Annotated in this window: 24 protein-coding genes; 15 read left to right on the top strand and 9 right to left on the bottom strand. The window is 45.5% G+C overall.

The window, feature by feature from the left end:
• The first annotated feature begins 144 nt into the window (after nt 1-144).
• The 10 genes from AAIG11_RS15815 (at nt 145) to AAIG11_RS15770 (ending at nt 10,672) form a co-directional block, all read left to right on the top strand.
• Nucleotides 145-1,365, top strand: a complete 1,221-nt coding sequence (locus tag AAIG11_RS15815) for a SpoIIE family protein phosphatase (RefSeq protein ID WP_343187202.1) — start codon at nt 145-147, stop codon at nt 1,363-1,365.
• Between the two features lie 146 nt (nt 1,366-1,511).
• Nucleotides 1,512-2,192, top strand: coding sequence for an HlyC/CorC family transporter associated domain-containing protein (locus tag AAIG11_RS15810; protein ID WP_343187201.1), 681 nt, complete (start codon nt 1,512-1,514; stop codon nt 2,190-2,192).
• A gap of 204 nt (nt 2,193-2,396) precedes the next feature.
• Nucleotides 2,397-4,313: a glutamine synthetase gene (locus tag AAIG11_RS15805; RefSeq protein WP_343187208.1), complete on the top strand. Its 1,917-nt coding sequence runs from the start codon at nt 2,397-2,399 to the stop codon at nt 4,311-4,313.
• Nucleotides 4,314-4,511: 198 nt separating this feature from the next.
• Complete coding sequence (locus AAIG11_RS15800; RefSeq protein WP_343187200.1) at nt 4,512-5,072, top strand: YtxH domain-containing protein; 561 nt, start codon at nt 4,512-4,514, stop codon at nt 5,070-5,072.
• Nucleotides 5,073-5,097: 25 nt separating this feature from the next.
• Nucleotides 5,098-5,493, top strand: a complete 396-nt coding sequence (locus AAIG11_RS15795; protein ID WP_283407860.1) for a hypothetical protein — start codon at nt 5,098-5,100, stop codon at nt 5,491-5,493.
• 338 nt (nt 5,494-5,831) lie between these two features.
• Nucleotides 5,832-6,680, top strand: coding sequence for an acetylglutamate kinase (gene argB / locus AAIG11_RS15790; RefSeq protein ID WP_343187199.1), 849 nt, complete (start codon nt 5,832-5,834; stop codon nt 6,678-6,680).
• 188 nt (nt 6,681-6,868) lie between these two features.
• Nucleotides 6,869-7,828, top strand: coding sequence for a 2-thiouracil desulfurase family protein (locus tag AAIG11_RS15785; protein WP_343187198.1), 960 nt, complete (start codon nt 6,869-6,871; stop codon nt 7,826-7,828).
• Nucleotides 7,829-8,110: 282 nt separating this feature from the next.
• Nucleotides 8,111-9,385, top strand: a complete 1,275-nt coding sequence (locus AAIG11_RS15780) for a sensor histidine kinase (RefSeq protein ID WP_343187197.1) — start codon at nt 8,111-8,113, stop codon at nt 9,383-9,385.
• Between the two features lies 1 nt (nt 9,386).
• Nucleotides 9,387-10,031, top strand: a complete 645-nt coding sequence (locus AAIG11_RS15775; RefSeq protein WP_343187196.1) for a response regulator — start codon at nt 9,387-9,389, stop codon at nt 10,029-10,031.
• A 266-nt stretch (nt 10,032-10,297) separates the two neighbouring features.
• Nucleotides 10,298-10,672, top strand: a complete 375-nt coding sequence (locus tag AAIG11_RS15770; RefSeq protein WP_343187195.1) for an FMN-binding protein — start codon at nt 10,298-10,300, stop codon at nt 10,670-10,672.
• A 78-nt stretch (nt 10,673-10,750) separates the two neighbouring features.
• On the opposite strand, the gene ccsB is transcribed toward AAIG11_RS15770, so the two are convergent.
• The 5 genes from ccsB to AAIG11_RS15745 all read right to left on the bottom strand — a co-directional run bounded on the left by ccsB (nt 10,751) and on the right by AAIG11_RS15745 (nt 15,497).
• Nucleotides 10,751-11,569 carry a c-type cytochrome biogenesis protein CcsB gene (ccsB, locus tag AAIG11_RS15765; RefSeq protein WP_343187194.1) on the bottom strand — a complete coding sequence of 273 codons (819 nt, stop codon included), beginning with the start codon at nt 11,567-11,569 and terminating at the stop codon, nt 10,751-10,753.
• Complete coding sequence (locus AAIG11_RS15760) at nt 11,566-12,837, bottom strand: cytochrome c biogenesis ResB family protein (RefSeq protein ID WP_343187193.1); 1,272 nt, start codon at nt 12,835-12,837, stop codon at nt 11,566-11,568. Before AAIG11_RS15760 ends, ccsB begins: the two co-directional genes overlap by 4 nt.
• Before the next feature lie 110 nt (nt 12,838-12,947).
• Nucleotides 12,948-14,006, bottom strand: coding sequence for a cytochrome c3 family protein (locus AAIG11_RS15755; protein WP_343187192.1), 1,059 nt, complete (start codon nt 14,004-14,006; stop codon nt 12,948-12,950).
• A 33-nt stretch (nt 14,007-14,039) separates the two neighbouring features.
• Nucleotides 14,040-14,291, bottom strand: a complete 252-nt coding sequence (locus tag AAIG11_RS15750; RefSeq protein WP_343187191.1) for a hypothetical protein — start codon at nt 14,289-14,291, stop codon at nt 14,040-14,042.
• A 243-nt stretch (nt 14,292-14,534) separates the two neighbouring features.
• On the bottom strand, nt 14,535-15,497 hold the full coding sequence (locus AAIG11_RS15745) for a rhodanese-like domain-containing protein (protein WP_343187190.1): 963 nt from the start codon (nt 15,495-15,497) through the stop codon (nt 14,535-14,537).
• Between the two features lie 351 nt (nt 15,498-15,848).
• Here AAIG11_RS15745 and AAIG11_RS15740 point away from each other — a divergent pair, with 351 nt between their 5' ends.
• The 3 genes from AAIG11_RS15740 to AAIG11_RS15730 all read left to right on the top strand — a co-directional run bounded on the left by AAIG11_RS15740 (nt 15,849) and on the right by AAIG11_RS15730 (nt 17,762).
• Nucleotides 15,849-16,652 (top strand): helix-turn-helix transcriptional regulator, encoded by an 804-nt coding sequence (locus tag AAIG11_RS15740; RefSeq protein ID WP_343187189.1) that lies wholly within the window; start codon nt 15,849-15,851, stop codon nt 16,650-16,652.
• 176 nt (nt 16,653-16,828) lie between these two features.
• Nucleotides 16,829-16,972 carry a hypothetical protein gene (locus tag AAIG11_RS15735; RefSeq protein WP_343187188.1) on the top strand — a complete coding sequence of 48 codons (144 nt, stop codon included), beginning with the start codon at nt 16,829-16,831 and terminating at the stop codon, nt 16,970-16,972.
• A gap of 205 nt (nt 16,973-17,177) precedes the next feature.
• Nucleotides 17,178-17,762: a TetR/AcrR family transcriptional regulator gene (locus tag AAIG11_RS15730; RefSeq protein WP_343187187.1), complete on the top strand. Its 585-nt coding sequence runs from the start codon at nt 17,178-17,180 to the stop codon at nt 17,760-17,762.
• Nucleotides 17,763-17,928: 166 nt separating this feature from the next.
• Here the strand turns inward: AAIG11_RS15730 and AAIG11_RS15725 are convergent, their stop codons facing one another.
• Together AAIG11_RS15725 and AAIG11_RS15720 are read right to left on the bottom strand one after the other, a co-directional pair.
• Nucleotides 17,929-18,510 (bottom strand): nitroreductase family protein, encoded by a 582-nt coding sequence (locus tag AAIG11_RS15725; protein ID WP_343187186.1) that lies wholly within the window; start codon nt 18,508-18,510, stop codon nt 17,929-17,931.
• 107 nt (nt 18,511-18,617) lie between these two features.
• Nucleotides 18,618-19,943 (bottom strand): aspartate kinase, encoded by a 1,326-nt coding sequence (locus AAIG11_RS15720; protein WP_343187185.1) that lies wholly within the window; start codon nt 19,941-19,943, stop codon nt 18,618-18,620.
• A 101-nt stretch (nt 19,944-20,044) separates the two neighbouring features.
• Between AAIG11_RS15720 and AAIG11_RS15715 the strand changes: the two genes are divergently transcribed.
• Nucleotides 20,045-20,338 carry a GIY-YIG nuclease family protein gene (locus AAIG11_RS15715; protein WP_343187184.1) on the top strand — a complete coding sequence of 98 codons (294 nt, stop codon included), beginning with the start codon at nt 20,045-20,047 and terminating at the stop codon, nt 20,336-20,338.
• Between the two features lie 49 nt (nt 20,339-20,387).
• Here the strand turns inward: AAIG11_RS15715 and AAIG11_RS15710 are convergent, their stop codons facing one another.
• On the bottom strand, nt 20,388-20,879 hold the full coding sequence (locus AAIG11_RS15710; protein ID WP_343187183.1) for a ferritin: 492 nt from the start codon (nt 20,877-20,879) through the stop codon (nt 20,388-20,390).
• 159 nt (nt 20,880-21,038) lie between these two features.
• Between AAIG11_RS15710 and AAIG11_RS15705 the strand changes: the two genes are divergently transcribed.
• A complete protein-coding gene (locus tag AAIG11_RS15705; protein WP_343187182.1) occupies nt 21,039-21,908 on the top strand; it encodes a Cof-type HAD-IIB family hydrolase in 870 nt (289 codons plus the stop codon).
• Here AAIG11_RS15705 and AAIG11_RS15700 read toward each other — a convergent pair.
• Nucleotides 21,888-22,124: a putative mercuric transport protein gene (locus AAIG11_RS15700; protein ID WP_343187181.1), complete on the bottom strand. Its 237-nt coding sequence runs from the start codon at nt 22,122-22,124 to the stop codon at nt 21,888-21,890. The genes AAIG11_RS15705 and AAIG11_RS15700 overlap by 21 nt on opposite strands.
• Nucleotides 22,125-22,433 lie beyond the last annotated feature (309 nt).

Here is a 22,433-nt window from a genome sequence, read left to right as displayed (position 1 = left end):
CGTTGCCTTGTCACTAAAGAAACGTTACACTGATAGAAAGACTCAACAACAACGGGGACATCATATCAGTGACGACGCCACAGAACTGCGTGGCCGACGTTTCCGATCCTGCTGAAACCGGAGCGAAAGGAACCTGAAGCGACGATGCAAGCTGCCAAAATACTGATTCTGGAAACCAGCACCCATAATAACAGACTAAACAAAGACCAGTTTCGAAAATGGGGCTTTGAGGTAATTCAGCGTATCTGCGACGACGGTGTGTTGCAAGAAGTGCTTCGCATGGAGCCGCAGCTGATCTTCGTCCAAACCGACGACGAAAACATACCTAAGCTGCTTGACTGTATCAAACATGCCAGATTACAAATGAAACTGAAAGAAACGCCCATTGTTGTGCAGCTTCCTGACAAGGGGAACACCACAAAAGAGGCGCTGTTCTCTGCAGGAGTCACTCAGTGCCTTTTGGAACCAGTTTCGGAAATAGAGCTGAAAGAGTGCATCAACAGTCTGTTGAAACAAGTGGAGTTGAAAAACAGGCTGGAGATGACCCGGCGTGCATTGGAAGAGAGTCTTCATAAAATTAATCGACAACGGGCGGAGCTGGATCATCACCTGACATTAGCGGCTAAAATTCAGGAGTCGCTGATACCTCAAAATCTGATACAAGTACCTTTTTGCAATTTCTATTGTCACTTTCAACCTTCTGGAAAAGTGGGAGGCGACATTTACGACATCTTCATGCTGGATGACCGGCACATGGGACTTTATATGGTGGATGTGATGGGACACGGAGTGGCATCATCCATGCTGGCCGTGGCACTTTCTGAGTTCCTGGTGGTGGATGTGAATCGGGGAACACCCTTAAAAAGAGAACTGGATGAAGCACCCTACTATGAAATTGTATCACCGGTGGAAGTGATTCACTACTTGAATAAAAGATTTTCCTTTACAAAATACCAGCATTATTTTACAATTTTCTACATGGTGTTCAATGTGGAGACTGGTGAGCTGCGTTATGTTCGAGGCGCCCATCCTGAACCGCTTCTTATGCGGCAGGATCAGACAGTTGAAACACTGAACGCCTATGGCACGCCGATTGGTTTTGAGTTCTCGCAGGGATATGAGGAAGGAATACTTCAGTTGCAGCCTGGAGACAGGTTACTGGTCTATTCAGACGGACTGTTGGAACTGGAGGATGACATGAGGCAACCCATGGACTATGATAAATTGCAGCACATGGCTGGCGAATATCTGGCTGACAGTAACGGTCAGGGAAGGCCCTTTGCCATGAATTTCAAGCAAATGGTAGATCATCAGTCGCGTTTAAAAGATGATCTGACCATGATTGAAATGGTGTGGCAGCCCTGACATCTCTCATGGAATGATGATTGCGGAAAGAAGGGATTTATGAAATAGTGCGATTTTAAAATGGATAGTACCCCCTGCCACTGTTGATTCATATCAGAATGATGAACAGAGCCGCAACATATCACCAATGAATAGGAGATGCTGAGTTGAAAGAGTTTACCATTATGAAGAAACTGGAAGAATACACGTATGTTTTGGAAGTTATTTTGGCTGTACTGCTGGCGGTTGGAATCGCCATAGGCCTTATTGACATTGTCAAGTATTTCTTAGTAATTTTACAGGCAGGAACGGATGAAGCATATGCCGTCTTCAAGCATTTTTTGGCGCATACACTGCTATTGGTGGTTGGCATCGAGCTGATGCTGATGCTGTTATCCCATTCAACAAATGCCATTTTGGAGTTGGTGTTATTTGTCATCGCCCGAAAGATGTTGATATACGGTGAAACCATGATGGATATGGTGCTGGGAACATTGGCCATTGCCGGTGTTTTTGCCATTCTAAAATACCTGGCGCCGAAGAAAGACTTTGTTGCCCGGGATGACAGAGTTTACTCTGCATCCACCAGTGTTGATAAAATTCATCAGGATACCGGATTGGATTTGCCGACAAACCGGGGGAACACTGTGGGGGGACTGGTGTGCAGTCTGGCAGAAGAAGCCTGTGTACCCGTTTCGCAGGGATCAGAGTTCGAATCGGGAGATATTCGCATCAAAGTTGTTAAAGCCACTGATGGAGTGATTGAAAAAGTCATGATCACCAAAGTTGACCAAAATTCAGAAGCAGATAAAGACAAAGAAGACACACAGGCAAACTGGCATTATTAATAACTGCCTGCAAAAACCTCCTTTTCACGGAGGTTTTTGCATAGATAAAACGGGAAAAGGTTTGCATAAATATACACTTATGTGAATTATTTTACATTTCCCCCTTTACAATTGAATGGAGCATGCTATAATTAGTTTTATTGATGGTGTCGATTCATCAAGGCGAAGGAGGCTATGACAATGGAAAAAAACCTTGATCATTTATTGTCACAGAAGTTGCTCTACAGTGTGCCTGTATGGGCCCATGACAAGGACTTGCTGACCAGGTTGTTGCAGGCATTCCCCAACATCCAGTTTGTTTCGCTGGTGGGGGTTGATCTGAGAGGAAATAATACAGATGAAAAAATTCCCATTTCCATTATGCTGGATGATGTGGAAGCCTTTTTAAAACTGGGTGTTCAAACGGACGGTTCCAGTGTTATGCTTCATGAGATTGCAACGCTCAATAATGCCAAAGTGGATATCATTCCAGATCTGGAAGTTAACTGGTATGTGGACTACAATCCAGATCACCTCCATGAAGAAACTGGACTTCCCATCGGAACACTTCGCATTCCTGCTTTTTTGGAACATGAAAACACCTATGTTGGTTCCCGTGGTGTCTTGAAACGGCTGGAACTGTTTTTTGACACAGAACTAAAAAATACATTCAGTGCTCACCCTGAAATGTTAAAACCTTATGGAATTAGCTCTGTAGATGACATTGATAAAGTGAAGCTGACTGCAGCAACAGAGCTGGAGTTTTGGGTTAGAACGCCCCAGGATAGAGCCAATATCGAAAAGCTGTCCACTTCACAAACGCTGAAAGAGCAGTATTGGAAGCGCACAAAAGGCAGTGTGCGGACAGCCCTGGAAGAAACCATGATGATGCTGGAGTACTACGGTCTTGAGCCCGAGATGGGGCACAAGGAAGTGGGCGGTGTGACGGCTAAAATTGGCAACACAGGCAAACTGGACCATGTCATGGAGCAGCTTGAAATCGACTGGAAATATAACACTCCCATGGAGACAGCTGACAATGAAGCTTTTGTCAGGGATATTATTGAGGAAGTCTTCGAAAAATATGGGCTGGAAGTCACTTTTATGGCAAAACCCATTGAGGGTGTTGCTGGCAGTGGGAAACACACACATATGGGGATCGGACTCTCCCTGAAAAGTGGTCAGTTTATTAACTTGATGACTGCGGCTGAAACTGATGAGTATTTAAGCCCGGCAGGGTGGGGCTGTCTCATGGGGCTCTTGGAAAACTATGAAGCAATTAACCCGTTTGTTACTTCCACCAATGATGCCTTCAACCGGCTGAAGCCGGGGTTTGAGGCACCGGTGTGCATTGTGGGGTCAGTGGGTCACACACCTCAGTCCCCTTCCCGAAACAGAACGGTACTCGTTGGATTAGTGCGCGACATGAAGAATCCGTTGGCCACCCGCTTTGAGCTGCGTGCACCCAATCCGCTTTCTAACACCTACCTGTACGTGGCAGCTTCCTATCAGATGATGCTTGATGGGATCAAGGCAGTGGCCGCTGCCGGCTTATCCTCGAAAGAACTGGAGCTGGAGTTTTCCAAAGCTGCCGGTGAAGAGAAATTCTACCTGGCAGACGATCGAATGTTCCGCAGTGAGCATGATGTTTTTGATGACTATACAGAAAAAGAAAGAAATCAGCTTTTCAGCAAGCCGCCAGCTACTGTTTGGGAAAACCTGACGATCTTCCGCGGAGCTGCTGCTAAAAGAGAAAAATTATTCCGAGGTAACGTTTTTACAGAAGCCATAGTCCATTCTTATGAGCTGGCTACTCTGGACCAATGGGTCAGCGAAATTTCCGGGCGCATCATTTATCAGCACATGAAACTTGTTCGCAAAACCAATAAGCTTCATGGGTTGGAGTACGTTACCGATATTGATGTCGTTAACTGGGAAAAAATCAATGCCATTCGGTACGAGCTGATGAAAGACAGCCTTGAAAAGAAAGCGTATCTGACACAGTTGAGAGAAGCAGTTGCTGATCAAGACTATGCACGTGTTTCTGAACTGCAGTTGTACATTGCGGAGCAAGTGAACAGCCTGAAACAGCTTTACCTTCAATACCGTCGAAATCTCCTGGAAGAGATTAATGGGTTTTAGGTAAAGCCTGCAGTAAAAATAGTACAACAACTTCAGACTAATATCGCCATCAGCCCCCGGTTTTTCTGGGGGCTACTTTATTTTTTTCGGCATTTCTGTCGATGAAGAACGCCAAAAGTCTCAAAATGCTTGTTTATATTGCATAAGATGGGGTATAATTCAACGAAACAACGTCATCAAATAAGGGAGTGAAAGTGCATGAGCTTGAAAGAATTGTCCAAAAAAATGCATGAACTGAAAAAGGTGCTTGATCCTGAACGTGCACGGAAAGAAAAAGTGGCTGAAAAAAGAAGGGGTGTTGCAAAAGGTCTGGTTACCGGTGCATTCCTTGGTGGCTTAGCCGGTGTTTTCTTTGCTCCTGACAAAGGAGAAAACACCCGCAAAAAAACAAAGGAAGAAATTTTAAAAGCTAAGGAAAAGGTTGAAGAGGAACTGAAAGAAACCAAAATCAGACTGGGCGAAAATCTGGAAGAGAGCAAAGAAAAAATCAGCTCCTTTTATGAAGAAACAAAAGAAGTGATTGGTGACAAGGCTGATGACCTGAAAGAGAAAGCAGTCGACTTGAAATTGAAAATCAAGCGGGATAAAGATAGCCTTGAAGCAGAACTTGACGCGATGGCAGAGGATGTGGAAGACAAAGTCGAGGATGTCAAGGATCAGGTTGAAGAAGCTGTGGAAGAAAAAGTTGAAAAAGGGAAAGAAGCGAAGCAGAAAGTTGAAAAAGCTGCCGAAGCTGCAAAAAAAGAACTTGAAAAATAACAATCTTCCATAAAGGTGTGATTACATGAATGCAACCATCACTGTTGGCGAATTGCTCGTCGTGCTGATGTCTGTTTTAGGTGTGGGTGTGCTGGTCTATCTTCTGATCCTGCTCATGCGGGTGAATGAAACACTGAAGAGTATCCAAGAAATTGTTTCAAAAAATGAAAAACACCTGGACGAGTCCCTGGAACGTATTCCCCGTGTACTTGAACATGTGGAAGGGATCACGAAACATGTGGATCAAAGTATGGTACATGTTCAGTCGGCCATTGAAAATGTCAGCGATGTGACTGATTATGTGACAGATATGGTGGAAGGCATCAATGAAGAAGTGGTGGAGCCCCTAAAGGAAGCGTTTAAATTGCTGCTGATGATAAAATCGTTCTTTGGGGGATCCAAAAAGAAAAAGTGGTTTTAGTTCTGGTGAATCATGCACAGATGCCATAACAAATTGAATAAATATAAATAAGCAGACGTTTTCTTTATAAAGAAGGCGTCTGCTTATTTATGGTTCAGATAACGGCACAGCAACTAAGCTGCGGAGAAAATGCTCACAAAGCGTCGGGTTTTGATTTTCAGAATGCGCTTTTTTCGAAAAGCTGTCAACTGGGAGTCTGCCAAAGACAGTAAGGATCAATTTTTTGATAACTGAAATAAAGGTGTCATAGATAACGGGCAAACAGCAAAAAGAACTTGACAATAAGGCTATTTATAAGTATAAGTGTATATATATACATTTAAGGAGGAGTGGTTCATATGAACCCCTGTGAAAAAGCCGGCATTTTGGTGGAGAGTATCCCCTATATTAAGCAATTTAGAAATGAAATTGTGGTCGTTAAATACGGGGGGAATGCCATGATTGACGAAGAGTTAAAACAGACTGTCATTGAAGACATAGTGCTGATGAAATATGTGGGGATGAACCCTGTGATCGTTCATGGTGGTGGACCGGAAATCAACGCTCTCATGGAGAAAATGGGCAAAGAGCCGGTCTATGTGAATGGACTTCGGGTGACTGATGCTGAAACCATGACATTGGTGGAGATGGCGCTGCTGGGAAAAATCAACTCAGAAATAGTCGGCCGCCTGAATCAGATGGGTGTGCTGGCAACTGGCATCAGCGGAAAAGATGGGAGACTGCTGGTGTCTGAAGTCCGCGACCCGGCTCTAGGGATGGTGGGAAAAGTGAAAGAAGTGAGAGGCGAACTGATTCATCAGCTGTTGAATCTGGATTATGTTCCGGTGGTGGCACCAGTCGGCATTGGTACCTCCGGTGAGTCATACAACATTAATGCCGACGAAGCAGCTTCGCGAATTGCATTGGCATTGAATGCCAAGAAACTGGTGTACATCACCAATGTTGAAGGTGTGCTGGAATCGGTAGAATCACCAGGGAGTCTGCTGTCGCATATTCATGTGGATGAAATCGACGATCTCATCGCCCGGGGGATTGTTCGAAATGGAATGATCCCAAAAATAAAATACTGCCGAAAGGCTGTTATGGGAGGCGTTGAACGCGTTCACATGATCAATGGCAATAAACCACATGCATTACTGCTTGAAATTTTCACCAACGATGGAATTGGCACCATGCTAACCAGGTAACATTATTATTCTGACATCACAAAAACTGCCGCATGAGGGTAAAGCTTGTGTTGCTTTGCAACAGCCTGAAACCTGCCGCTATGGCGGGTTTTTTGCATATTAAACCATGCAATGGGTATAAGCTCAAGGAAGGCCGAAGACAGCGGAATCTGTAGAAGTATAAATGATCAGAAATGGAGCTGATGTTCATGAAGTTCATTTTGCAGGATAAAGTGGTTTTGGGAGTGAGTGGGTGTAATTTTGGGGCACCCTACAGATATAACCGGAAAGGGTGGGATCGAATCCGGCTTTTGAACAGGGAGCAGGGTGATTTTATCTGGCATCCGGTGTGTCCTGAAGTGATGGCTGGCCTGGGTGTCCCCAGAGATCCCATTCGACTGTCGGGAGGTAATGGTCACGATGTATGGGCAGGAAAAGCACGTGTGTTGAATCGCAGGGGAAAAGATGTGACAGATGCTGTCAAACAGGCGTGTCTCCAGTCTCTGGAGATTTTGAGATCAGCCGGTGCGGTCGGGTATGTTTTTATGGAGGGAAGCCCTACCTGTGGCGTTTACCGTACAAGTCTTAAAAACCAAAGACTGGGACATCCTCCGGGCGTTCTGGGGGCATTGCTACTTGAGGAAGGTTTTTTTCTTATCCCCGCTGTTGATCTTGAGAGCCCGCTGCGTTGGTGGGATTGGCGCAGAAGATTGCATGCGTTTGTCTGGGTGGGAAGACAAGAGGTGACATCGAAGCAGGAACTGTATAATTTATGGTACACAGTTAAATTTTTGTGTCAAGAGTTGGACGAGCCAGCCGCACGGCAGATCGGAAAAGACCTGGCAGCACTGCCTAAGGGCTTTTTTCCCGGGTATGCAGAAGAACTTAAAATACAAATACAGGCGATTCTAAGGCAACCATCAAAGGTGAGTCGGATCAAACAACGTCTTTGGAAAAGCTATGTTTATTATCGAAGACATACACTGGGTGACGATGCATTTGTTCAGCCGCCAGAAACGCCTCGCAATATGACCCGGATTACCCATGAGTTGATGAATATGGAAAGAAAAGCCTTTGAAGAAGGACAGTTTTTTTCCTCTGCCCCCATACTCTACCGGGATGAACAGCGGGTTCGTAAAATGATGAATGAATCACCTGATGCTCCGTGAGACGGTGTCTGCTTTTGCCAAAGAAGTAAGTGCAAGAGAAATTCATCGAAAAACTTGCTGAAATCTGTTAAAATGATGGTGTGGAAGTGTTAAGATGACTGAAAACCGGACTTGATCAAGGGGTGAAGACCACACTGAATCGATCCGTTGGGAGGAGACGTGTTTGTGCTGATCAATTCCCATTCGTATATTTGGCTTTTTTTCTTTTATGGCTTGGCCTTTTTTACTCTGGGAACCTCATCATTGCAACAAAAGTTGCGGCATAGCAGTGAATTTCCACTGATGCGATGTATTCACTTGCTGGGTTTTTTTGGGGTGCTTCATGGTATTTCCGAATGGATAATCATGTTGCGGGTGATGGGTGTTTATCAGGAAATTGATTCGGGGCTTTACCTAATCGAAACCCTTGTTAATGGTGCTTCCTATGCATTCTTACTCAGCTTTGCCATAGCCCTGTTGGTGCGGTACCGCCTAAAACATTTAAACCTGCATATTTGGATTCCAACGATGATTTTTACCCTTTGGTGTTTTTTCTACCTTGGAAGATACTATGGCGCTCCGGTGCAGGCATACCGTCACATCACTTTATTCAACCACCTCTCCCGCTATTTCATGGGATTCCCTGGGGCACTGCTGTCGGGTGTGGCCTACTACCTCAGTGGGCGTCAACTGCGGTTACTCAAGTTGCCGGTTTATGCCCGGTTCTATAGTGTTGCCGGCGTTCTGTTCATCGTCTACGGGATCACAGCGGGGCTCTTGACGCCACAAATGACAGGTTTACACCAAAATGTCTCGGTGATGGAAGCCACGATCATGACATCAAGGCTTCCAATTGAGCTGTTGCGGGCGGGGTCAGCCATCGGCATTACCATATTGACCATACGGCTGTTTGATTCTTTCTGCTGGGAAATGCAGGAACGTCTCAATGAGTATGCGCAACAACAGCTCTTGCTGCAGGAACGAAAGAAAACCACTCGAATGGTGCATGATCAGATTATCCAACGTCTTTTTGGAGCAGGAATCTATATTGAAAATATGCTTGGAAAAGACCCGACCACCTATGAAGAAGGGTTGTTGGTACTCAAAGATGAGTTGAATACAACCATTGGAGAAGCCCGGGCGTTTCTGAAGAGTTTTTCTGAGAGCAGCCTTGTTATGGAAGACTTTCAGGAAAATCTGCAACATCTCGTAGATCGCTTTCGAATGCAATCTCAGGCAAAACTGGATTTTGAGTATCATGTCCCGCCGATGGTGCTGGGAAAACTCTCTGCCGAGAAAAATGCACAGCTGTATTATATTGTACAGGAGGCGCTGCTGAATATTCAAAAGCATGCCTTGGCAGATCATGTTCGACTGACAGCCACCTCAAACCTTGAAGAACTGGTGATTCGTATTGAAGACAATGGCATTGGCATTTCATTAACATCTGATTCTCTTCAAGGTTTTGGAATACGATCCATGAAAGAAAGGGCAGAAAAAATGAATGCCACCATTCATTTTGAACGTCGGCAATTACACACCTGCGTAACCATCATGGTTCCCTGGGAGGAGCGATAAGATGAAAAATGACATCAGTCAGATCATGCTGGTGGACGATCATAACATTGTACGAATGGGGCTCAAAGGATTAATTGACAATGATCCTGAACTGAAAGTCTGCGCAGAGGCAGCATCATTGTCTGAAGCCTACCAGCAGTTGTCATCGATCACACCTGACCTGATACTGCTTGACATGAAACTGCCCGACGGCTATGGCGCTGAAGGTGTCAGAGAAATCAAGCGAATGGTTCCAAGTTCAAAAGTGTTGATTCTGACAGCTTTTGCAGAGGATTATATGGTTCAGGAAAGCCTGCGTAACGGTGCTGACGGATACTTGCTGAAAAATGTGGATGGACGCTCTATCATTCAGGCGATTCATAACGTCTTAAACAGCCTGATGGTGATGGATCCATCGGTGGGAAATACCATGTTGTCCACATCCAGAGATCCGCTGATTGCCCAGTTGATTGATCGGGAACAGTTGGTTTTGAACCTGATTAGTCAGGGAAAAACCAATAAAGAAATTGGCGAAAGTCTTTTTTTGGCAGAAAAGACAGTGCGCAATCTGATTACTAAAATCATGAAAAAAATAAACGTGACCAATCGAACAGAAGCCGCAGCTTTTTGGTTAAAACATCGGGCTGGAAAAGATGAAGAACGGTAAGAATCATTGACAGAAATAGAGGGATAAATATCACTTTTTATTAAGCTCCCAAACGAATGTTTTTCTTCAAAATGAAGTCGTCAGTGAAGAAGTGATTGAAGAACAGGGATAAAGGAAGATGGATGATACAAAAATACGCAACAGGCGTGGCACAAATGTCCCGTGTCAGTAATAACCACTTGTTTAAATTGATGTATGTGGGTATAATGATGAAGGTATTAACGGAATGGTCAATCGATCGTTGTTAAATATGAAGGAGGCGTATGATGCTTAAGAAGCAAATGAAAGGTGTACTGATATTGATGATGGTTGCAGTGCTTACCATGGGAGTATTGACTGCCTGTGGTGGATCGGGAGCGACAGAAGAGGCACCTGCAGCAACCCCCCAGACAGTAACAGGCACAGGACAGGGATATGCAGACGATGTGGTTGTTGAGGTGACTGTTCTTGACGGGGTTATTCAGTCCATTGAGGTGGTTGAATCAGCAGACACCCCGGGCTTGTCTGACGGCGCCTTTGATGCTGTTATCGAAGCCGTTCTGGAAAACCAGTCCACCGATGTGGATGCGGTCTCCGGTGCCACCGGTTCCAGTGAAGGACTTCTGGAAGCCATTAAAGATGCTCTTTCCAAAGTTGAATAACCATTATAAAAGCTAACGAACCCTCCGGCATCCATTTGGAAGCCGGGGGGTTCGTTTCGGTGACAGTAAAATGTTTCTTCAGCGGTAGCTGTGAATTCCAGGTAAAAGCGTATTCACCCCAATAAAAGTAAAAATAACGGCAATGAAACCAATGACAGAAAACCAGGCTGCTGGTTTTCCTTTCCACCCCCGGTTAAACCGCAGATGAAGATAGGCAGAATAGATGATCCAGGTAATGAGGGACCAGGTTTCCTTAGGATCCCACCCCCAGTAACGAGACCAGGCACTGCGGGCCCAGATGGCTCCAGTGACAATGACCAGTGTAAGCATCAGATACCCGAAAGCGATAATCCGGTAGCTTAGAAAATCGCAGGCATCCAGATCAGGGAGCAGGCGCTTCTTATGAGCACCTTCCTTGCGTCCTGAAATGAGATAGATGAGAGACAAACCTGCGGCCACAGCAAAAGCACCATAAGACAGCACAGCGGTACCAACGTGGACGGTGAGCCAGCGGCTCTGCAATGCCGGCATCAGAGGACGCACATGACGGGGCAGCAAAGAGGCATATCCCATCATCAGAAATGCCAAAGGCATGACAAAGGCACCCACTGCGGTAAAGCGATAGTAGAAATGAATCGCCAAATAACAGAGAACAATGCCCCAGGTAAAGCTGTTGGCGAACTCATACTGGTTGCTGAAAGGCAGACGGCCAGATTCAAGAATGCGGGCACCCATGGCCAGTGTATGAATAAAAAATCCTGCAAGAGCAGCATAAACACCCATTTGGCCGGCCCGGGCTTTGGAAGATGCCAGAAAAGCAAAAAAACTGAGAGAAGCAGCAATGTACAACACAAAGGCGATGGTAAACAACATTTCTTCAACAGCGATTAAATTCATGAACGGTCTCCTTCTTTCTCTTTCAGTTGTTGGAGGATTCGCTTTAACCACATGGAAAAGCCCCAGGCATTTTGTCGGGAAATGGCGTAAAGTTCTCCCTGGCGAACAAGGATGTACTTAGGATAGAAATAAAAAGCCATCAGAAGACCCGCCATCAGCAGCAAACAGCCGGCCAGCACTGCATAGTAACCAAAGTCTTTTCGATAAATAATACCGGTGTATAAGACGCTTTCTGCAAAACCAATTTCATAACCCTGGTAGGTAAATCGCTGAGAGGGATTCATGATAAAAGAGTCAACAAACTCACCAAAATGATAGAGGATCACGGCATAATGAGGATTGCGCTCTTCTTGGGACAAGGTGACAGGCATTCCCTGATGACCCAGCTGAAACTCCGGGAAATATCCAAAAAGATGTACCGTTAGATGTGCGGGTTGAAAAAAAGTGGTTTCGTCATTGCGCAGGAACTGATTGAAGACCACCTCATTGGTTTCGATTTCTTTAATCTGCAGACGACTGGCCCAGCCAAAACTGCTTTGATAGAGCATCATGCCCCGGTGACGCAGGGGACGGTTGACCCAGATGGTTTCTGAACCGACAGGAGCGTCATTTTCCAGTATTAACAGATCGCTATAATATTGCTCGGTTGAGCCGTCTTCTCTGAAGGACATATAAAAGTCCTGAAGCTGAACTGAAAAACCTTCCTGATGAAAAGTGGCAGTTTCTCCAGGCATCAAGTTGAAAAATCCTTCCTGAGCAAAATAGTTACCGATAAAACTGCCCAGAATAATGGTGATGATGCCTGCGTGGGTGATGGTGGAGGCAAAAACACCCCAACGGTTGCGAGTGGCATGGTAAGTTCCTGGTTCATGCAGCATTTCGGAGATGTGATACTTCTTGCGACGAAGCAGGTCCAGCAACTCATCAGAAGTAATGTCGTCTCGCCACAGGTTCTCTGCATCCGGTTTGGGTGATGGGAAATAATCCTGTCGATAGCGTCGCTGTTGTGACGGAATCATTTTCATGGTACATCCCGTCAGATTGACTAAGAACATCACCATAATCACTCTAAAAATCCAGGAACTGTAGGTCTGATGGAATCCCAGAGCAATAATGAGACTTCCAAGACGGTAGCTATCCAGGTAATGGCCAGGTGAAAGGTCTTGGGGCAATAAGGTGCCGAAGGTGACATAGATGGCCATTAATAAAAAGAGAAAAATGCCAAATCGCAGGCTGAACAACCAGCGTTTGATACGATTGAAAGTCATGGGAGGCCTCCTTCAGTCCATAAGCATCTTTAATGCGATGAAAAAGGGAGATAGCTCTCCCTTTTTCAGGTGATTCATAAACGTTTTAACGGAATTGACGACATGATTATCTATTGAGGAACGACTGGAATCAGGTTCCAATTTGCCTTGCTGTCAGATTCCAGCAAATCTTCTTCCTGCAGGAAAATCTTTTCGTTGCCGTGGCATGCATCACACGATTCATTCTGGAAAGTGATGCGCTGAATGTTGTGAGTGGGGGAATATTTCCAGTTGCTGATGTCATCATAATTGGGAAGCAGGTCAGGGCCCACGACTTCAAATGAATCCACATAAGTGGGGATATGACGCAAGGTCACATACTCATAGGGGCGCATTTCTGACTGAATGGGATTTTTGCCAATACGGAACATCAGACGAACCGTTGAGGTGCTTCCCAGTCCGGTCTGGTCTTCGTTGTATTCAACGTGACATTCAAAGCAGTTGTTATTGGCCTGAGCATGGCAAACCTGGCATGACAGAGAATCACCGTGAATGTTATGAACCTGTAGTTCAGATTGCCCGGGTCGCTGATCATCATGGCAGTCATAACAGCTGGGGAGTTCAGCCTTCGTCCACATGCTGTCATTCACTTCTCCGGTACCATGGAAGTTGTTGACGGGATGGCAGTCCATGCAAGTCATCCCCATTTCAAAGTGAACATCTCCCCGAAAACCAACTGTCCCCATGAACTCGCCGGCATTTCGGGCACCGTGACATCCGAAGCAGGTTTGATCCATGGGAGGGGTTCCAAAGAAATTGTGCTGATCGATGAGGCCGCCGGTGAAAACCTTGGGTCGGCTCACATGACAGTCGCCACAAGTTGCATGGCAGGCGATGCAGTTCTTATCAAAAATTTCATCGTGATGGGGCGAATCTGAAAGAAGGCTGTCATGGGAGAATGCCATGAGACCGTTTTGCATGCCGTGTAGGTTGTAGTGGATGGAATCGGCAAAGGTATCGGTCACGCCGGCGTGACACTGATAACAGATTCCCTGCAGATCACGGGAAGGATAAGGCTGCATGCCAGCATGAGCAGCATCCTTGTCCATCACATTATCACCACCGTGGCAGGTGATACATCCCAGTTCGCCGTGGGTGGAGGTTGTAAAATCTGTGGATACCAGAAACATGTCTGTGGCCGTCAACTGAGGGCCGGCAACACCTCAGCCGCCTTCGCCGCCATGGCCGCCGTCCTCTGCCATGACCGCCATGGCTTCGATGACCGCAGCATCTGTATGGCACGCGATGCAGCTGCTGCTATCTGTGGGTGCAATGGAAACAGGTGAGGTGGGTTCTTTGGGTCCACTGTCAGTGGTAAGCGTATGTATTCCCACCAGAACCGCCACAGAAAGAGCAGTCATCAGGAAAGCACTGACCCATCTGCTTTCATAGAGTTTAGGGGATTTATCTGCCATAACATCACCTCCATGGTTGATATTCGTTGCGATGTCAGCACATCATTTTGCTTTGAATCACATCAGTATGTTGACATTATTTTACCGGATGTATGGCACCAACACAAGGAAAATTAAAAAGTTGAACGAGTATTTATAAAAACATACCTGGTTTAGCAGGTTTATGATATCACAAGGTATGAAAAGGAAGCCCTTCCAGATCATTAGTGATATCAGAAGGGCATCCTCTATGAGTATTACAGGTTATTCGGTCACAACGGGCATTTCAGCGTTGGTCCAGCCTGCCATGCCGCGGTTAAGTGTAAAGCTGTTGTAGCCGTTAAGCCTTAGCAGCAGATGGGTCTGACCAGCTGTTTGACCAGAGTAACAGGTGACATAGATGGGACGTACTTTGCTGATTTCATTCAGACGCTCACCAACGTTTCGGAAAGGTACATTAACAGCACCCTCAATATGCCCTGTGTTAAAATCATCTTCTGCCCGGATATCCAGTACGGTGATGGCATCTGGGGTACTGTCAATTAAGTCGAAGAGATCCTGTGGCGGGATGATGTGGTTGTTTCCGGCAGCAAAGTAAGAGCTGATGGCATCGAACAGAATTTCTTGCTCTTCGTCCAGATTCATGTCCCGTGCATCGCCCAGCTCACTGGCTTCGGTTTCCAGTGTGTCTTCACCCAGTTCCAGTGGCGCCCAGCCGAAGTTCATGCCACCCTGCATGGAGATGGCGTTGTACCCAAGAAGCTTTAAAGCAGCAACGCCCTGCGCTGAATTTTGTCCACTATAGCAGTAAACAATAATCTGACGTGTGGTGGACAGGCGATTCATTTGATTGGCAAACTCAGAGAAAGGAATGTGGACAGCGCCTGGAAGATGGCCGGCTTCATAGTCTTCAGCGGCACGCATATCCACCAGCACAATGGCGTCAGGGTTATCTTCCATTAGTTGAAGCACATCTGCAACGGGAATCATGTTCAGGTTATCAGGGATACTCTCAAAATAACTGCTTGTGTGAGCGGCAATTACTTCTGCTGGGTCAAGGGTGACTTCGGGCTCCTCCTCAGGGGCTTCTGCCGGAGCTGGCTCTTCAGCTGGAGCCGGCTCTTCTGCAGGTGCCGGAGCAGGTGCCGGAGAACCGCATCCTGTGAAAAGAATGAGCGAGAGCATTAATGCCAGAAACAGAATGAGTTTTTTGTTGCTAAATAACATGGTAAATCCTCCTTTGTCATTTGAGATTTTTTTGTTTATACATATTTCAGCATTTCCAGATGAAAGCAAGGGAAGCAAAGCATCTTCATCCGGCAATGGACTGATCAAAAACTACGCTGATAATACATATTGAAATGGGAACGTTTTCATGAAAGCGGCTAAAAAAAACAATCAAAAACATGAATACGCTGACAGTATAAATTTTATGTGCTATGATAACATCATAACCGAATGTTAAAATAAAAGCAATCCATATTCATTATTTTTATACCCATTTTGTTTCGTGGACCTGACAGGCATCCCTGTTTTTATGCTAAAATGAATAATGAAATAGTAAAATCATCTGCCCATATGACAGATGCACTTGAAAGGGTGGATCCAATGATCAATTCAGCGGCACTGGCAAAAATTAGAAATAAAAGAAAAATGAGTCAGCGTGAGATGGCCGATCACCTTCGTGTTCCATTGAAACAGTGGCAGGAACTGGAAAAAGGTGAAAAGGAACTGACACCCAGCACCTTTAGCCGCATGGTGACGGCGCTTGAAATCAGCGATGATGAAATTCCAAGTTGGAAACAGCTGGCTGTGGGCAATACGGGGGTCAAGATTCGCGCGCTGCGAAAAAAACAGGGGTTCAGTCTGGAGCAGTTGGCCGCCCTGACAGACCTTTCGGCAACGTATCTAAGCGAGGTGGAACGGGGAGAAAAAATTGCGTCTTTTTCTGCGCTGAGATCCATCACTGAAGTGTTCCAGGTACCCATTAGTCTCTTTGTGGGAAACAAGCGCAAACAGAGCATTGTCGGCGAAAAACTACGTGCTGCCCGAAAAGATCGTACTATGACACAGCAGCAATTGGCAGAGGCCGCCGGAATTTCCACAGCCATGGTGGCACATCTCGAAAATGGTAAAGTGCAGGCATCTTTGGATACCATAGAGAAGATCAGCGAAACACTGGGTATATCAGTTTGTTACCTGATTTTGGAGCAGGAAGAAGTGGAAGAAATGATTGGCGCCATCACACCTGAAATGAGGGATATACTTTTTGATCCCCAGGTTCAAAATATCATTGGTTCCATTTGTACGTTTAGTAAGAAAGAAATGATGATGGTGTTGAACTACGTTCACATGATTAGAAATCCTCATATTAAAGCCTGATAATTACTGATATTTATATGGTTAGCACGAATGAGGCTGGAAAAAGGGTTTGTGATGTGGGAATAACGCCCTATTTATCCTTTGTTCACTGGACATTGGGTGGAAAATCCGATATTTTACTATCATATAGCTATGTGGAGTCCACCAGAGTTGAGAGCGTCTAAGGAGTGAAGCCGATGTCTGCCTGCCAGGATGAAATTCTGTATGACATATTAAAAAACCCACATCTAAACCTGGAAGAGATTGCCTTTCTGACAGAAACCTCTGAAGATCAATTAGTGCGTATGAAGCAGCGCCTCGAAAATGAAGCATCAGATTAGTCAAATCTGCCTGAGTCAACTCAACAGCGTTTCTGCAAAAACTGCCGCGAACTATATTTTCGGCAGTTTTATGTATGTCAGTGTACTTTTCAACTGGAAACGTATTCGTGGAAACGTTTTTTTGAAATGAAGGGGATTGACAAAAGAGAAAAGACTTCATACAATGTTGTTAGTTATTACTAACGAAATGAAAGCGGGATGAAACATGCCGAAGTCCTATTTAACACGCAAAGAAAAAATCATTATCAACGCCATTGATATTCTTGACCAGGGAGGCATCAATGGATTAACGATGAAAGAAATCGCCAATCAGCAAGGCATTACAGAACCTGCGGTGTATCGTCAGTTTAAGAACAAGCAAGAAATTGTATTAACTATTCTTGGGCGTTTCAGCGCCTTTGACAAGGCTCTGGAGAACGCGATTTATCAGCATGCGTATGCCCCTGATCAGGCGATTGTCTATTTAATGGAATCTCACATCACCTATTATCAAAATTACCCACAGGTGATCACTGTGTTGTTTTCTTTCGATGTCTATCGTTATGACCCGGAGGCATTGGCTTTGATGGAGATGATTATGAAACAAAGGCATCACTTGATGACAAAACTGGTGATGCAGGGCGTTGACCAAGGTCTTTTCAACTCAGAACAGGAGCCTTCAGATTATGCAGAAATGCTTTTGGGGCAGATGGAATCAACCATGTATCGCTGGAAGCTGGACGATTGCCGGAAAGATGTCAAGCAAATTTTGATGAAACGTGTTCATTGGATGCTTAAAAAAATGAAATAAGCCCTGAATGAAAACTCTATAAAATGAATGGGTTAACGGGTTGAAGAGAAGATTGAAAAAACAAGCAGACCGCGAGCATCATGACCACTGAACTGGATAAAAAACAAACTTAAAACACCTGGCGTCCGCCAGGTGTTTTTGAAAGGGTCAATAGATGAAAGAATTACTACTGTTTGAATTGATTCCAATGAAGCACTTCTTCCAGTTCCCGTTTCTCCGCCACGAAATGTTCGTCACTATAGCCCAGAGAGACAATGGAAATAAGCTCCATGTCCACAGGTGCTTTCACAATCTCTTTCAGTTTGGAACAAAGGTCGTCATACATGGGAGGAATTTTGCAGGGTACACCTTCGCACATGGCGATATCATCATTTTCATAATAGGGGCCTTTGCAGCCGCCAATCCAGCAGCTTTTAAGGTCATAAAGGCGTGCGGCCACGATGATGTTCTGTGTGGCGGCAGATCCGTCCTCAATGAAATAGTCGGTCTCCCGGCGACAGAGAACAACAATGGCAGCCGGTGCATCTTTCAGAAAACGGCCATTGACATGAATATCAGCAAGCTGCGTCAGAACTTCCCGATCAGTGATCACCACAAACTCCCAGGGCTGAATGTTTCTGGCAGTGGGAGCCATCCGTGCAGCATCCACCAGATCTTTCAGAATTTCATCATCAATGGGTGTGTCTTTGTAGGTGCGAATACTACGAATATCTTTTAAGAAAGCTGTTTTTTCAGGATTTGCGCTCATACGATCCCTCCGTTTTGTCTGATTGATGGCGGATAACGTGCTGATTATCACATAAATACCCAGCAGCACGGGGGGTTCAATCAATTAATTTTGAGGGGGAGACACTTTTATGCGGAGGTGCTGAAAAAAGCACGATAGATCGCCGAAACAGTTTTTTCAAAGTCTTTGTTTTCAACGCCTACAATAATGTTGATTTCGCTGGAGCCCTGATCAATCATACGAACATTGATACCGGCGTTGTAAAGAGCTGTAAAAAGTCTTGAAGAAATACCGGGAGTATAGGCCATTCCATGACCCACAGTGGCAATGAGGGCCATGTGAGGGTACACTTCCAGTAGATCAGGTTGACATTGCAAATGAATTTCCTCCAGCAACTGGTCCAGCTTTCCATTCAACTCACTGCTGGGAATCACCAGCGACAACGTATCGATGCCCGAAGGCATATGCTCAAAACGTATCTGAAGTTGTTCCAAAATCGTGAGCAGCCGCCGCACAAAACCCATTTCTCGTTTCATCAGATTTTTCTCGATGGCGATAACTGTAAAATCTTTTCGACCAGCGATGCCAGTGATGGTACCCCGGGGTGTCACTGGGTCTGCGTAGCTGACAATCATGGTGCCTGGATTTTCAGGCTCATTGGTATTTTTGATATTGATGGGAATGCCGGCCTCAAGCACCGGGAAAATGGTTTCTTCATGGAGTACCTGAGCCCCCATATAGGAGAGCTCCCGCAGCTCCCGGTAGGTGATGGTATGAATGGGCTGAGATTCTGGAACAATACCGGGGTCGGTGACAAGAAAGCCGGAAACGTCGGTCCAGTTCTCGTAGATGGAAGCGCCAACAGCCCGTGCCACGACTGCGCCGGTAATATCAGAGCCGCCCCTTGGGAAAATTTTAATGGAACCATCAGGCAATGCTCCGTAAAAGCCGGGGATCACCACTCTGGATTTTCCGGCAACAGCCTTTTCCATGGCTGATGCAGTTGCTTCAGCATCCACAGACTGGTCGGCCTTGAAGCAAATGACAGTTGCGGCATCTAAAAAATCACATTTCAGAAAGTGGGCCAACAGAAGACCGTTCAAATATTCTCCCCGGCTGACCACATAATCAAGATTGGCGCCTGCGCTGATCTGTTCCCGGGTATCGTCCAGCACCTGTTTCATGTCGAAATCAATGGCCAGTTCACGGGCAATTTGCAGGTATCTGTCAGCTATAATACGAAATATTTCGCCGAAAGGAACCCGGTGAGATACTTGGGCATGGCATAAATATAAGAGATCGGTAATTTTAATGTCTTCCCGATGGCGCTTGCCCGGTGCAGATGGGACGATGAACTTTCGGGTGTCATCTGATACAACTATGGAACGAACTTTTTGGTATTGGCCGGCATCTGCCAGAGAACTGCCGCCGAATTTGGCAACTTTAATGGTCATGTGCAACACTCCTCAAAATGAATAATAGCATTATAATGTAAATTTTCAGAAACAGTCAAGCTGTTTTGCATGAGGAAATGGAAAATGCCTGTGATCTGTCAATGAAACTCAGCAAAGGGAGTGATGATATGCCAACTGTCTATCTGCTGTATTGTGCCGATGGAAGCTATTATACCGGCTGGACAAAAAACCTGGAAAAGCGCCTGAAAACACATCAGAGCGGCAAGGGTGCCCGGTACACCCGCAGCCGCCTGCCTGTTCGGCTTGCATATGCGGAAACGGTACCTGATAAAAGTGCAGCACTTAAAAGAGAATACCAGCTGCGTCGTCTTAGTCATCAGCAAAAAGCAGCCATAGTGGCAACCTATCATGACCAAAAAGCCGATTTCCAGTGAGGAAATCGGCTTTAAAATACACATTATATACAAGAAAAGATCAGGCAGTTTATTCTGTTCGGGCACCCATTTCTTTATCCAACAGATAAAGAATGTGTCCTTTGGCACCCACCATTTTGATTTTGTCAATAATGCTGCGCATGGTGTCTTCTTCTTCAACCTGCTCGTCAACAAACCAGTTCAGGAAAGATACGGCAGGATAGTCTTTATCAGCCAGGGCCATCTCCATGAGAAAGTGAATACGCTTGGTGACAAATTGCTCATGCTCAAAGGCGGCTTCAAAAACAGCCTGAATTGACTCAAACTCGTTGGTGGGTTCATCCAGCCCCTGAATCACCACTCGCTGGCCAAGCTCATCAATAAAATCAAAGAACTTCATGGCATGCATGTTTTCTTCCTGGGCCTGCACCTTGAAGAAATGGGCAAAACCCGGCAGGTTCTGATCATGACACCAGGCAGACATGGCCAAGTAATAATTGGCAGAAAACATTTCATGCTTGATCTGATCATTCATTTCTTTCAAAAGTTTTTCTGATAACATATTTCATCCTCCTGTTCAGTAGTTGCATTATTCAGTGGTTGCAATAATCACTTCAGCTTTATTATACACTGATTTGCAACAAGATAAACACATATCTGGTATAATAAACTCATCAATTTATAAGCTTTTTCAGGATGTCACCCGTGAAGGAGGAGTAATATGAAGGTACAGTTGCTGGCAACAGACATGGATGGCACTTTGCTGGATGACCATAAGCGTCTGACCGAAAAAAATTGCCTGGCTTTACAGGAAGCTCATGATAGGGGCATCCAGGTGGTCCTCTGTACAGGGCGACCTTATCAGACGGTGAAACCCTATCTGGGCCAGCTGGCAATTCCTTGCTGGCTTGTAACCAACAATGGCGCCGTCATTCGAGATCCCAAAGGGAATGTGCTGCATACCAGCTACCTGCGTCACGAGACCCTGATACAAGTCGTTCAGGCACTTGAAACACCGCCGCATCTCTATTATCATGGTTCAGACGATCACTACACTTATGTCAAAAGCCGCTGGCAGCGGATGAAAAACATCTTCAGCTTTGAACGAAGAAGCCTGAAATCACGGCAACAGGCGGCTTTTCATGCTGTTGACACGGTTTTGCTCTCAGGCCTTCATCGGAAGGTGAATTATGCCACCTTTTCACAGAACGGCGGGCAGCTGGCCAACCTGATTGTGATCTCTCAAGATGGAGAAGCGCTGGAACTCAAAAGACAACAGCTGGAAAAGATTCCCAACCTTTTTCTGACTCGTTCAGGACATGACAATCTGGAAATACTCGACAGGTACACCACCAAAGGGAATGCTCTGGCTTGGCTGTGCCGTCATCTGAATCTGGACATGGGAAATGTGGCTGCCATTGGGGATCACGAAAATGATGTGAGCATGATTGCCATGGCAGGGTTTGGTTTTGCAACAGAAAATGCTGTCACCACAGCCAAAGAGCAGGCAATGCATATTACCTGCTCCAATAACGAAGGCGCCTTGTGGGAAATGGTGACGTTGCTCGATTTAAAAAAGCAAGCGGGTTAAAAGCGGCGAAACAGTGAGTATCATCACCATGACGGTGGCAGCCCAGATAAACATGACCCTTCGTCGGCTCATCACCTGTTTTTCCATACGGTAGTGAGCCCACATTAGCATAACGATTGCGAATACCTGAAAGATCCGCTGATAGGGCGCCAATATTGCCACATAAGATAAACCGATGCCACTAAGCCCGAGTGACACAATGATCAGTGGAATCACTCAGCACATGGAAGAGAGCAGTGCACCGCCCACGGCACCGACTCCCAGTAAATAGTCTTTAAAGGATTTCATCCATCAACACCTCATTTCATTGCAGACTCAATACACGTCATGTTATTGCAAACCCATTTTACCACATGAAAGCATACGAGAGAACCTGGTGAGAAAAATCATAAACAGATACTTTTGGAAAAAAATCAACATTTTTTGATGATATTTCACAGGAATAGCAGGAACTTTCAGATTTATGTCGAATAATGTAAGTGACACGCTTTTTAAGAGACACACACGTGAAAATTTAATGCTATT

It is taken from the genome of Anoxynatronum sibiricum, assembly GCF_039414295.1.
In the GTDB taxonomy this organism is placed as follows: domain Bacteria; phylum Bacillota; class Clostridia; order Peptostreptococcales; family Tindalliaceae; genus Anoxynatronum; species Anoxynatronum sibiricum.
The sequence above is the reverse complement of the archived record's forward strand: the minus strand, read 5'-3'. Positions and strand labels throughout refer to the sequence as shown.